8 protein-coding genes are annotated in these 12484 nt (G+C 44.8%); 3 read left to right on the forward strand and 5 right to left on the reverse strand.

The genetic code is table 11. The features are described 5' to 3' along the window. Positions 1-178: 178 nt before the first annotated feature. Positions 179-1123, reverse strand: a complete 945-nt coding sequence (gene rluC / locus AB6D58_RS19320; RefSeq protein WP_017054981.1) for a 23S rRNA pseudouridine(955/2504/2580) synthase RluC — start codon at positions 1121-1123, stop codon at positions 179-181. 618 nt (positions 1124-1741) lie between these two features. Here rluC and rne point away from each other — a divergent pair. After that, positions 1742-4876 carry a ribonuclease E gene (gene rne, locus AB6D58_RS19325; RefSeq protein ID WP_102427873.1) on the forward strand — a complete coding sequence of 1045 codons (3135 nt, stop codon included), beginning with the start codon at positions 1742-1744 and terminating at the stop codon, positions 4874-4876. Between the two features lie 258 nt (positions 4877-5134). Next, positions 5135-6682 carry a SulP family inorganic anion transporter gene (locus tag AB6D58_RS19330; protein ID WP_017063477.1) on the forward strand — a complete coding sequence of 516 codons (1548 nt, stop codon included), beginning with the start codon at positions 5135-5137 and terminating at the stop codon, positions 6680-6682. A 114-nt stretch (positions 6683-6796) separates the two neighbouring features. Here the strand turns inward: AB6D58_RS19330 and AB6D58_RS19335 are convergent, their stop codons facing one another. Next, complete coding sequence (locus AB6D58_RS19335; RefSeq protein ID WP_017067202.1) at positions 6797-7246, reverse strand: low molecular weight protein-tyrosine-phosphatase; 450 nt, start codon at positions 7244-7246, stop codon at positions 6797-6799. A gap of 84 nt (positions 7247-7330) precedes the next feature. On the opposite strand from AB6D58_RS19335, the gene cobO reads away from it, so the two are divergent. Beyond that, positions 7331-7936 (forward strand): cob(I)yrinic acid a,c-diamide adenosyltransferase, encoded by a 606-nt coding sequence (gene cobO / locus AB6D58_RS19340; protein WP_017062158.1) that lies wholly within the window; start codon positions 7331-7333, stop codon positions 7934-7936. Between the two features lie 223 nt (positions 7937-8159). Here the strand turns inward: cobO and AB6D58_RS19345 are convergent, their stop codons facing one another. From AB6D58_RS19345 to apbC, 3 genes are all read right to left on the reverse strand, one after another. Beyond that, a complete protein-coding gene (locus AB6D58_RS19345) occupies positions 8160-10298 on the reverse strand; it encodes an AsmA family protein (protein ID WP_372158155.1) in 2139 nt (712 codons plus the stop codon). 106 nt (positions 10299-10404) lie between these two features. Continuing rightward, on the reverse strand, positions 10405-11046 hold the full coding sequence (gene udk, locus AB6D58_RS19350) for a uridine kinase (protein WP_004734002.1): 642 nt from the start codon (positions 11044-11046) through the stop codon (positions 10405-10407). A gap of 257 nt (positions 11047-11303) precedes the next feature. Then, a complete protein-coding gene (gene apbC / locus AB6D58_RS19355; RefSeq protein ID WP_048613198.1) occupies positions 11304-12380 on the reverse strand; it encodes an iron-sulfur cluster carrier protein ApbC in 1077 nt (358 codons plus the stop codon). Positions 12381-12484: the final 104 nt, after the last annotated feature.

Genomic DNA, 12484 nt, shown 5'->3' on the forward strand with positions numbered 1-12484 from the left:
CCGTAGAGGACTTTCACCTCCTAGATCAACGCCATGCTCGGCGCACAAACAAAAAAGGTTGACGATATTCGTCAACCTTTCTCATTTATGGATACTGAAGAACAAATTTAGAGGCACTCTATACCTTCGTATCTCGTATCTCGTATCTCGTATCTCGTATCTCGTATCTCGTATCTTCTTAAAGCTTACGTAAACCAGTTAGGGCTTTCTCTAGCCTTCTTTCCATTGGCGCCGAGATATCCATCTTCTCTTCACTACCTGGGTGTGTGAACTTGATGTTTGCTGCATGTAGGAACAGACGATCAAGACCAACCTTACCCGTGTAAGCGTCAAAACGACGATCACCGTAGCGATCATCCCAAGCAATTGGGTGACCAGTATACTGAGCGTGCACACGAATTTGGTGTGTTCGGCCTGTAATTGGGCTTGCTTGAATCAACGTCGCCTCTTGGAATTTTTCTAAAACCTTAAAACGGGTTTCAGAAGCTTTACCATTCGGGTTAACTCGAACAATGCTGTTCACTTCATTTTTCAACAAAGGTGCGTTGACGACTTTGCAGCTGTTCTTCCATTCGCCCATAACTAAAGCGAAGTAGTATTTTTGAACCGTTTTTTCACGGAACTGTGCTTGAAGGTGTCTTAGCGCCGAGCGCTTCTTAGCAACAAGCAAAATGCCAGACGTATCTCTATCGATACGGTGCACTAATTCAAGAAAACGAGCATCAGGGCGAAGAGCACGTAATGCTTCAATCGCGCCAAATTTTAATCCGCTACCACCATGAACAGCAGTGCCAGACGGTTTGTTAAGAATTAGCATGTGATCATCTTCATAAATGATGCACTGTTCTAATTCTGAAACCTTGTTGAGTTTCGTGCTCGGCACGTTCTCTTCTGTTTTCTCTTCAATAGTAACCGGAGGGATACGAACTAAATCGCCAGCTTTTAGTTTGTACTCAGCCTTAATGCGTTTTTTATTTACGCGGACTTCGCCTTTACGCACGATTCGGTAAATCATGCTTTTCGGGATGTTTTTTAATTGGTTGCGTAAGAAGTTATCAATACGCTGACCAGCCATATCTTCGTCAATGTCGACGAATTGGACTTGGGTTCTAATTTCGCTCATTGCGCTATTGTATCACTGTCACTTTTGATAATTGGGATTTTCTTAGCCCTATTCCGAACTTATTTATCCCTAATCCTTACCGATCTATCCCAAAATGGTCGCCGAAGTTCTATATTTCTTTGATTCTTCGAACAAAAAAGCACCAAGATTCCTGCAAATTAAAATATCAATTGATAAATTATTTATAGACAGTGAGTTAGAGCTATCAAAACCCAAACAAAAACTGTTTTTTTTACAGCATTCCGACAAAGCAGATTGCTGTGTTTACCGACCGCTGCTATAGTTCACAGCTGCTATCAGTGGTTTGACTATTATTTAAACAGCCAACCATTCATAAGCAAGTAAATGAGTAGATAACTCAGATTAGACAGTGCTGCAATCGGCGTAAGACACGGTCAACTGAGTTCCTTATCGCTCTACTCACGTACACTCATGTTGAGTATTCACCGCCACATCGCGGATCATAGGCTAACTCCCTATGATGACTGACGTGCCCCAGAGCATCCCTCTCCAGCCGGGAGGCTGCACCGATAAAGCCATGGGATCTGGCACCATGAGAAACGAAATAAAGCGATAAGAACAATGATGAAAATAAGAAAAGACAATGAGAACTTCTAAATGAAAAGAATGTTAATTAACGCAACTCAAAAAGAAGAGTTGCGTGTCGCTTTGGTTGATGGCCAACGACTGTTCGATCTAGATATCGAAAGTCCAGGTCACGAGTCAAAGAAAGCGAATATCTACAAAGGACGTATTACCCGTATTGAACCAAGCCTAGAAGCGGCATTCGTTGATTACGGCGCAGAACGTCACGGTTTCCTCCCTCTTAAAGAAATTGCCCGCGAATACTTCCCTGAAGGTTATACATACCAAGGCCGTCCTAGCATTAAAGAAGTGCTAAAAGAAGGCCAAGAAGTAATCGTACAAGTAGAGAAAGAAGAACGTGGTAGCAAAGGTGCTGCACTGACAACTTTCATCTCTTTGGCTGGTAGTTACTTAGTTCTTATGCCTAATAACCCTCGTGCTGGCGGTATTTCTCGTCGTATCGAAGGTGATGAACGCACTCAACTGAAAGCAGCATTAAGCACTCTTGAGCTTCCTCAAGGTATGGGCTTAATCGTGCGTACAGCGGGTGTTGGCAAAAGCGCAGAAGAGCTAGAGTGGGACCTGAATGTTCTATTGAACCATTGGGGCGCTATCAAGCAAGCTTCTGATTCAAATGCAGCTCCTTTCCTAATTCACCAAGAGAGTAACGTTATTGTTCGCGCAATTCGTGACTACCTACGTCGTGATATTGGCGAGATTCTAATCGACAGCAATACTATTTTTGAACGTGCTCAAGCGCACATTCAATTAATACGCCCAGATTTCATGAATCGCGTTAAGAAATACGATGGTGAAGTGCCACTATTCAGCCATTACCAGATTGAAAGCCAGATCGAATCTGCTTTCCAACGTGAAGTTCGTCTTCCATCTGGTGGTTCTATCGTAATCGACCCAACAGAAGCACTGACTTCTATCGATATCAACTCTGCTCGTGCAACAAAGGGCGGCGATATTGAAGAAACAGCACTTAACACTAACCTAGAAGCTGCCGATGAAATTGCACGTCAATTACGTCTACGTGACCTAGGTGGTCTTGTTGTAATCGACTTTATCGATATGACCCCGGTTCGCCACCAACGCGAAGTAGAAAGCCGTCTACGTGATGCCGTTCGTTTAGATCGCGCACGTGTTCAGATTGGTCGTATTTCTCGCTTTGGTCTTCTAGAGATGTCTCGTCAACGTTTGAGCCCATCACTAGCAGAAGCAAGCCACCACATTTGTCCTCGTTGTACAGGTACTGGTGTTGTTCGTGATAACGAATCTCTAGCACTTTCTGTTCTACGTTTGATTGAAGAAGAAGCTCTAAAAGACAACACAGCACAAGTACTTGCTGTTGTGCCTGTTCCAATCGCTTCTTACCTTCTGAACGAAAAACGTCGCTCAGTAAACCACATCGAGAAGAACCAAGAAGTTAAGATCACTGTTGTTCCTAACTCAGACATGGAAACGCCGCATTTTGAGGTTATCCGTGTTCGTGAAGGTGAAGAGTTCGATCTACTATCTTACTTGCTGCCTAACAAGCTAGAAGCTCTAAAAGAAGCGGAAAGCAAAGAGCCTGCTGAACAGACTATTCGTCCTAAGAAGATCGAAGAACCTGCTCTGAAAGGCTTCGCAGCTCCTGCTCAATCAGCACCAACTCCTGCTCCAGCACCTAAAGCTGTAGAAGAGAAGAAAGCTGAACCAGCAGCGACTCAAGAACCAGGCCTAATTGGTCGTTTCTTCAAAGCTATCGGTAGCTTCTTATTTGGCTCTTCAACTCAAGAAGAGAAAAAAGAAGAAGAGAAGAAAGAAGAAGAAAAACCTAAAAACAATCGTAACAACGGCAACCGTCAACGCCGTGATCGTAACGATAACCGTCGTCGTAACCAACGTGGTGAGCGTGGCGAACAGCGTAACGACCGTGGTGAACGTGGTGACAATCGTAACGAAAACCGTGACAACAAACGCCGCCGTAAGCCAGCTCGTGATGAGAAGCCTGAAGAGCAAAAAGAAGCAGCTCCACAGCAAACTCGTCAGCCTCGCAAGCCTAAGCAAGACCGTCGCAACAAGCCACGTGATGAGCAGAAGCAACGCGAAGAGCAAGCACCATCTAAATTAGCAGAAGAAGGTCTACAGCTAGCAGCAGAAGCACAAGCTGGTAAACCGGAAGCGCCTAAGGCTAAACCTGAAGCGAAAGCAGCTAAGATTAAAGAGCGTCGTCAGCGTCGTAAACTGAACAAGCAAGTTCGTGTTAAAGACCAACAAGCTCAAGCTGAAGATAACGCTTCAAAAGAGCAGGTTGCTGCTAAAGAACTATCTGTTTCAAAAGAACAGTCAGTAGCTCAAGAGCAAAAAGTTGCGGAACAAGTAGAAGCAACTCAAGCGAATGCAGAGCAAACTGAACAGGAAGAGCCGAAACAACGTCGTAACCGTCGTTCTCCACGTCACCTACGTGCAAGTGGTCAACGTCGTCGTCGCGGTCGTGATCGTCGCCCTAACCCATTCCGCCTACGTAAAGGTGGTGTAGCTTCTCCAGAGATGGCTATGGGTAAAGTGATGCCTCGCTTCATTCCAAAACCTCACCACAAGCAGGCAAAGCCTGAAGTGGCTGAAGTTCAAGTAGCAGCTGAAGCTCAAACATCTGTTCAAGAGCAGAATGTTGCTCTAGAGACGGCACCACAAAGCAACGTAGCAATGACTGGCGGCTTCGCATGTCCAGAGCTTGCAATGGGTAAAGTTATCATCCGTCGTGAAGATGCTGCTGTTGAAGCTCAAGTAGCTGAGACTCCTGCTGTAGTTGAAGCTCCTGCAGTCGTTGAAGAAGCACCAGTGGTTGCAGAAGCGACGAAAGTTGAAGCGCCTGTTGTAGCAGAAGCTGTGCAAGCAGAAGCAACACCAGTTGTTGAAGCTGAAGCGCCTAAAGCTGAAAGTGCAAAAGTTGAAGAAGCACCTGTTGTTAAAGCAGAAGCTCCTAAAGCGGCACCAAAGGCAGCTGTTGCTAAGAAGCAAGCCGGTTCACCAATGACTAAAGCTCCTGGTCCTCAAGAGATCAAAGAGATTGAAGTGATTGCAGCTCCGTTCCGCACTGAACGTTTTGTATCGAAAGGTGCAGGCAGTCAGGCAGCGTCGAACAAAGCTGGCGCGGCGATGACTAAGCCAAACTACTAGTGATTACTGATAGGTAATCGCGAGTAAATAGAATCAAAGGCTGCTTATTAAAGCAGCCTTTTTCATATCTACTAATCGAATAAAAATTAACAGATATATTACTCAAAGTTAGGTTCAACCTTGAACTTAATCACATTTTTGGGTAGCATTCGCGCACTTATCTTTTCGACACTTCGCTATTGCCGCTCTTTTCCATCACTGTTTGGCTACGCAATACACCCGTGTCGGTAAATCCATCTTAAGCATAGCTGAGCAAACATGTTCGAATTCCCACAATTTTCAAAGCACTCTGTAAAGAATGACGTGCTTTCAGGTCTTACAGTAGCCCTGGCTCTGGTACCTGAAGCTGTAGCATTCGCCTTTGTTGCTGGCGTTGACCCAATGGTTGGTCTTTATGCAGCATTCATCGTAGGTTTAATCACTTCTGTCTTTGGCGGCCGTCCAGGTATGATTTCTGGCGCAACCGGCGCAATGGCCGTTGTAATGGTGAGCCTAGTGGCAACCCATGGTGTTCAATACCTATTCGCAGCCGTTATGCTGGCTGGCCTTCTGCAAATTGCAGCAGGTGTATTTAAACTAGGTAAATTTATCCGTATCGTTCCACACCCAGTAATGATTGGTTTCGTGAACGGTTTGGCCATTGTTATCTTCCTAGCTCAGCTTGGTCAGTTTAAAGCGCCAGACGTAACAGGTGCATTAACTTGGCTACCAAGCGGTCAAATGACACTCATGCTGGGTTTAGTAGCCCTTACAATGGCTATCATCCACTTCCTACCTAAGCTAACAACAGCGGTACCATCTTCACTGGTTGCTATTGTTACAGTAACGGCTTTGGTTGTCGGTCTTGACCTTGAAACTCGAACTGTTGTCGACTTCCTACGTACAATGTCTGGTGACGAAGCTGCAACGCTAGCGGGTTCTCTACCAACGTTCTCTATTCCTGCTGTTCCGTTTTCTTTTGAGACACTACAGATCATCCTACCGTACGCAATTATCCTTGCGGCTATCGGCCTGATCGAGTCTCTACTGACACTGACAGTACTAGATGAAATGACAAACACTCGTGGTCAATCTAACCGTGAATGTGTTGGTCAAGGTATGGCTAACGTAACGTGTTCTGTATTCGGTGCGATGGGTGGTTGTGCGATGATCGGTCAATCGATGATCAACGTAAACTCAGGTGGTCGTGGTCGTCTTTCAGGTATCGTCGCCGCAGTTGCACTACTGATGTTCATCCTGTTCGGTTCTGCACTGATTGAAATGATTCCTCTAGCAGCACTTGTGGGCGTAATGTTCATGGTTGTTATCGGCACATTTGAATGGGCAACCTTCAAGCTTGCGCGTCGCGTTCCTAAACAAGACTTCTTCGTTATCGTTCTTGTTACCGTAGTAACAGTACTGACTGATCTTGCTGTGGCAGTAGGTGTTGGTGTTGTCGCTTCTGCGCTAATGTTTGCTTGGCAACATGCTAAACACATCTACGCAGATACATCAGTAAACGCTGAAGGCTCAAAAGAGTACAAAGTTAACGGCCCAATCTTCTTTGGTTCAACGGCTAACTTCCTAGAGTTGTTTGACGCATACAACGATCCACAAGATGTAATCGTTGATTTCGCAAACTCACGCGTGACTGACCACTCTGCAATTGAAGCGATCGACACGATTGCTGACCGTTACGCGGCGCTAGGTAAAACACTTCACCTTCGCCACCTAAGCCAAGACTGTGTTGCTATGCTGCACAAAGCAGGTAGCTTAGTTGAAGCGAACGTTGCAGAAGACCCAATCTACAAAGTTATGTCTAAGTAATCTTAGCTGTAGCTTTAAGTTAGATTTAGAGAGGCCGACATTCAATGTCGGCCTTTTTTATACCTATCGGTCAGCCCTTACGCTGATAACAAAACGACGTACATTGTTCCTACACTACATCGAACGCAGTATCGCTTCGCTAGACTCTTCGATTAAATCCAACACCAATTCAAAACCATTTCCCTCACCATAATACGGATCGGGGATCTCTTGATATTGTGACTCTCCAAAACTCAAAAATAATGCGAGCTTGTATTGGAGGTGAACTGGGCATTGGCTCATTAAGTCGTCTAAATTCGCCCTATCGGCCGCGAGTATCAGGTCAAATTCTTCGAAGTCATTATCTACCACTTTACGAGAAGTAATCCCCTTAAAGCTGTAGCCTCGCTTCTCTCCTGCAGATTTGGATCGCGAGTCTGGCGGGTTGCCTTGATGAAAACCAATCGTCCCCGCAGAGTCGACCACAACATCAATATCCAGCTGTTGCGCTTTCTTCCTTAGCACCGCTTCACCTGTTGGCGAGCGGCAAATATTCCCCATACAAACTACGAGTATCTTTTTCATCCCTAATCACCTGTTCTTCCGATGGTTTTTGCTATCGTTAAGTTAGGCTATGATAGACGCAATCACAACTTAAAAGGATTTGTTATGTCGACTGAAGACAACAAAGAACAACGCCACAAAGCAAGACAACAGAAAGTAAAAGAACAAGTCGATGCACGTGTCGCTGCAGCACAAGAAGTAAAAGGCCTATTGCTGGTCATCACGGGTAACGGTAAAGGTAAATCAACATCCGGTTTTGGTACGATTACACGTGCAGTTGGTCATGGTAAGAAATGCGCCGTTGCTCAGTTTGTTAAAGGTACCTGGGATAACGGCGAAAAAAACGTTCTGCAAAAGCTTGATGTCGAGTTCCAAGTCATGGGCACAGGCTTTACTTGGGAAACTCAGAACAAAGCGCAAGATATTGAAGCTGCGCAGCGTGTATGGAAAGAGTGCCAACGCATGCTGGCTGATGAGTCGATCGATGTGATTCTGTTTGATGAACTGACTTACATGGTTAGCTACGGTTACATCGAACTCGATGAAGTGGTTGAGGCGTTGAATAACCGCCCGAAGATGCAGTCTGTCATCATTACAGGTCGTGGCGCGCACCGTACTCTTACTGAGATAGCAGATACAGTATCTGAAGTTCGCAATGTGAAACACGCTTTTGAATCTGGTGTTAAAGCGCTACAAGGCGTTGACTGGTAATCACCTTCAACCAGAGATCCCCGACTCGGTCATTCTTCCCTCTCGAGGATGACGACCACTAGGCCGTTACGCTCTTGAACAAAGGACGACGGCCTATCGTCATTCCCTAGAGCGAGGGACGAGTGTCATAGGGAATCTCTCTTGAGTATTATCGAGCCAAAAATAAAAAGCGCCATTCCTACAACAGGAGTGGCGCTTTGTTCATTTTTAAATGAGATGAAGACTAGTTAAACAAACCTTTTAGTAGACCGTTTACTGCGTCTCTTGTTTTCTCATCTTTGATCTTGTCACCGTACTTTTCGTCTAACTTTTCTAAACCACGATCAATTTCTTTCTGTGCTTTCTGTTTCAATACATCATCAAAAACAAGTGCAAATTTCGGGGCTGCCCACTGACCTGTTACCTTAATTGGGATAGTCACATCTTTCAGGTCGTCGATGCTCTTACCGCCCTGACCTTCAAGTGAACCCACAATTGATGTACGCACAAGGAAGTCGACCGTTTCATTGATGAAGTTTGCTTTACCTTGACCTGTCACACGTAACAGTGGCGACTGTGCTGATAAGTCGTTAGTTGAAACCCAACCTTTATCCACTTTCAGCGTCGCTTTCATTGCACTGAAGTCCGTTTTTTGAGCTTCATTTGTGCTTTCAACTTTCTCGCCCTTGATCTTAGCGTAGTTTTCTCGAATCAGTTGAGCTACGTTGATGCCGTTAACTGCACCATCTTCAAAGTTAATCGCGATAGTACCGACTAGGTTTTTCTTGATACCCGTCGGAGTTAGACTCTTACCTTTCACGTTGACATCAATATTACCGGTACCTTCCAGCATATCGTTATCTGCAACATCAACCAGTAACGGTTGTACTTTCACGCCTTTGATTTTCTTCTTAGCCGTGTAAGTCGCTGGTGTTTTACGAGCGTCTAACTTTGCAGTAGCAGAAATAGAACCTTGGTAAAGATTCGAGGTGAATGAGGTTAGCTCTGCGATACCACGGTTAACCGAAAATGCGGTTTTAACATTCTGCATCTTCGCGTTGTTCGCCTTGAACTTATCAATCGTGATGTCACCTTTCACGTCTAACGTTTTCAGAGCCGACAGATCAGGTTCCACTTCTTTAGCTGGATCTGAACTACCAGAACTTGACGTTGAACCACCAGCAGAACCAGAAGGCGCTGTGCTCGCTGTTTCTGTTGTATTGCCTAAGCCTAAGAATTCATCTAAATCAATATTCGGGCTATGAAGAGAGAAACGAACCTTTGGTATTTCAGATAGGATTACGTCTGCTTTACCGTCTAATGCAATAGCGTTAGCTTGTAGCTTCTCTAACACAAAGCTCAGGTGGCTCTTGTTAAGATCGAAGCTTAAGTCAGACAGCATGTCGACTTTCATTGGAGACTGAGGAAGCGTGTCGCCTTTGAATGTTGAGTCTAACGTTAACTTGTTCAGCGTTACTTTTGAAATCGCGTTATCAACAGTAAGTTCACCGCCACCTTTAAGATCAAGGTCAAGGCCAGCTGCATTACCGATTACAGCGTAAGTCAGTTGGTTTACCTTATCGAACTCAAACGTATTCAAGCCAATTTTTGCTGACTCAATCGACGTCGCTGGATCATTGAACTTAGCGTTTAAGTCGATATTACGAAGTGCGTAACTTGCAAAGCCTTCAGCTAATTTGAATTCTGCACTGCCTTGTGCAGAGAACTTCTGTTGATTGTTCTCACCAGAAGCCGCAAATGTCGCGGTTGTCCATGTATCAACGGCAAACTCAGAAAGATTCAAAGACACATCGTATAGCTTAGTGAATGAACCCGCTTGCTTGTCGTCCATTTCAAACAATGCGTTTGATACAGTTACGCCTGCAAGGTTGATCGTCCAACCCGATGCGTCTGTGGTAGTTTGCTCTTGAGGGGCAGGCGCTGATTCAGAACTTGTGCCTGCTGCAGGCTCAGATTCTTGAGGCGCTGACGCTTGCGTTAGTGCATCAATGTTCTTGCGACCATCTTTAAGCGTTTCTAAATAGAATTCTGCACCATCTAGAGTAATGTTGCCGATCTCTAGTTGGTTGCTAAATAGCGGAGTAACCGAAACGTCAACGCCAACGGTATCAACCTTAAATAGGTTAGGTTGCGTAAAACCTTCAGGGTTGCGTAATTCAGTTTGACCAAGTTCAAAGCCAATGGATGGGAAGAATTGCCAGCTGATATCACCCTCGATCACTAGCTCTAGGCCTGTGTGTTTTTGGGCTTGTTCGACAATTAATGGCTTAAATTGGTTGGGATTCACTAACAGCACTAGTGCCAGAATTGCTGCAACGACAACAAACACTGGTACAGCTATGAAAATGAGTAGTTTCTTCATCCGCATATTCCTTGCTTAGATTCCAAAAGAAAGTGGCACTATAAAAGTGCCACTGATTCGGTAAAAAATAAAGCTAAGTGAGTCACTTAGGCAAAATTTTATTCGATTAAGACTTCAACAACTTCGCAATGTGCGCTTTTAGCACATCAATCGCAATACGGTTTTTACCACCACGAGGAACGATGATGTCTGCATGTTGTTTTGAAGGCTCGATAAACTGCATGAACATTGGACGTACTGTTTCTTGGTATTGCTTAAGTACAGTGTCCATTGTACGACCACGCTCTTCTACATCACGCTTAACACGGCGTAATAGACAGATGTCTAATGGTGTATCCATAAACACACTTGCGTGCATTAGTTTACGAAGACGCGGGTCTGTTAGAAGCAGAATACCCTCTAAAATGATCACTTTCTTTGGAGTAAGTGTAGTCGTTTCAGAAGTACGTGTGTGCTCTGTGTAGCTGTATTCAGGAACTTCTACGGCGTTGCCACTCATTAGCTGCTGTAGATGTTCACATAAAAGATCATGATCTAGTGCATTTGGGTGATCGTAGTTAGTTTTAACACGCTCTTCCATACTCAAGTGGCTTTGGTCGCTGTAATAGCAATCTTCCGTGATAACACCAATTTGATGGTCGCCTACTTTTTCGCGCAATTCATTATAAATTGTACTAGCAATCAGACTTTTTCCTGAAGCTGAAGCGCCAGCGATACCTACGATGACACATTGATTATTATCAGACATTAATTTTGCACCCGATATGGTTTGGTGGTGGGAAGAGATAAACCGCCTGATTATAGGGGCTAAAGCACATAGATTCTAGTCGCCATTTTAGCTAATTGCAGTCAAATTGATGATATCAATGCATTTAATGAATGCAATCGTTTGCTTTCAAATAACTTGCCTACAACTATTTGCACAACCCCAATGGCTATCAGCCTAAATCCAACCGCTATTTATCTAATCCAACATGATTAACACAACTTTTTGATTATCTTTCGCTATTCAACCAAAGAAAAGTTAATCGCTTCTGGTCTCGCCTTGCCGGTCCAGAACATCTTCGCAGCCACATTCTCTGCAAGCTCTAAGTAGTGACGTGTATGTTCACTATCTGGACGACGAATCACAGTCGGGCAACCTGCATCGATATCTTCTCGCACATCAATATGAAGAGGGATCTGTGCCAAAATATCGAGGTAAAACTCTTCTGACATAGCTTCGGCACCACCAGCACCAAAGATATGCTCTTTCTCACCACAGTGACTACAAATATGATAGCTCATGTTTTCAACTAAGCCTGCGACTGGCACACTCACCTTATCAAACATCGCTACGCCTTTACGTGCATCCGCTAGCGCCAAATCTTGAGGAGTGGTCACCACTACAGCCCCGGTCACTGGGATCTGTTGCGATAACGTCAGCTGAATATCGCCCGTGCCCGGTGGCATATCAATAACTAGATAATCCAACTCTGGCCATACGGTTTCGTTAACAAGCTGACCTAAAGCCTTGGCCGCCATTGGACCGCGCCAAATCGCAGCGTCATCTTTCGACACAAGATAACCGATAGAGTGAGTGAAAATACCGTGCGCTTCGATTGGCATCATCCACTTGTTATTCTGGACTTCTGGTTTCGCATCTAATTGGCCAAGCATCATAGGTACAGAAGGACCATAGATATCCGCATCCAACAAACCCACTTTTGAACCAGACTTAGATAAAGCCAAAGCAAGGTTGACTGAAGTGGTCGATTTACCCACCCCACCCTTTGCAGATGTCACGGCGATGATGTTCTTCACCCCCTTCAATGGTGTCGCAACCGTGGTTTCTAACGCAGACGGCTTCACCTTCACTTCAAACTGAAAAGCGCTAACAAGCTGTTGTTCAATCTGAGAGTGAATCCACTGTTCCAATTCAACCGCAAGCTGATTAGCGGCAAAAGGTAAGGTGATAACAAATGATCCACGCGGATCAACCGATACAATATTTTGGTGTAGCGCCCACTCTGGGATGAGGATTGGTGACTCGAACTCATTCAACCATGAACAGAAATCTTGCTTAGAAGTAAAGTTACGCATTGGGACTCCTTTTTTTATTTATGCTATCACCCACGAGATGAAGACTGAACCCCTAAAAAACTAGGGGAATCCTTAGTCTGACACCTTGGCGTATCACACGTTAT

Source organism: Vibrio sp. 10N.239.312.D08, assembly GCF_041466145.1.
Taxonomy (GTDB): Bacteria; Pseudomonadota; Gammaproteobacteria; order Enterobacterales; family Vibrionaceae; genus Vibrio; species Vibrio crassostreae_C.

What these genes read in the sequence shown, in the direction of transcription:
- rluC (WP_017054981.1), bottom strand. Translation starts at nt 1,123, where the DNA reads ATGAGCGAAATTAGAACCCAAGTCCAATTCGTCGACATTGACGAAGAT.
- rne (WP_102427873.1), top strand. Translation starts at nt 1,742, where the DNA reads ATGAAAAGAATGTTAATTAACGCAACTCAAAAAGAAGAGTTGCGTGTC.
- AB6D58_RS19330 (WP_017063477.1), top strand. Translation starts at nt 5,135, where the DNA reads ATGTTCGAATTCCCACAATTTTCAAAGCACTCTGTAAAGAATGACGTG.
- AB6D58_RS19335 (WP_017067202.1), bottom strand. Translation starts at nt 7,246, where the DNA reads ATGAAAAAGATACTCGTAGTTTGTATGGGGAATATTTGCCGCTCGCCA.
- cobO (WP_017062158.1), top strand. Translation starts at nt 7,331, where the DNA reads ATGTCGACTGAAGACAACAAAGAACAACGCCACAAAGCAAGACAACAG.
- AB6D58_RS19345 (WP_372158155.1), bottom strand. Translation starts at nt 10,298, where the DNA reads ATGAAGAAACTACTCATTTTCATAGCTGTACCAGTGTTTGTTGTCGTT.
- udk (WP_004734002.1), bottom strand. Translation starts at nt 11,046, where the DNA reads ATGTCTGATAATAATCAATGTGTCATCGTAGGTATCGCTGGCGCTTCA.
- apbC (WP_048613198.1), bottom strand. Translation starts at nt 12,380, where the DNA reads ATGCGTAACTTTACTTCTAAGCAAGATTTCTGTTCATGGTTGAATGAG.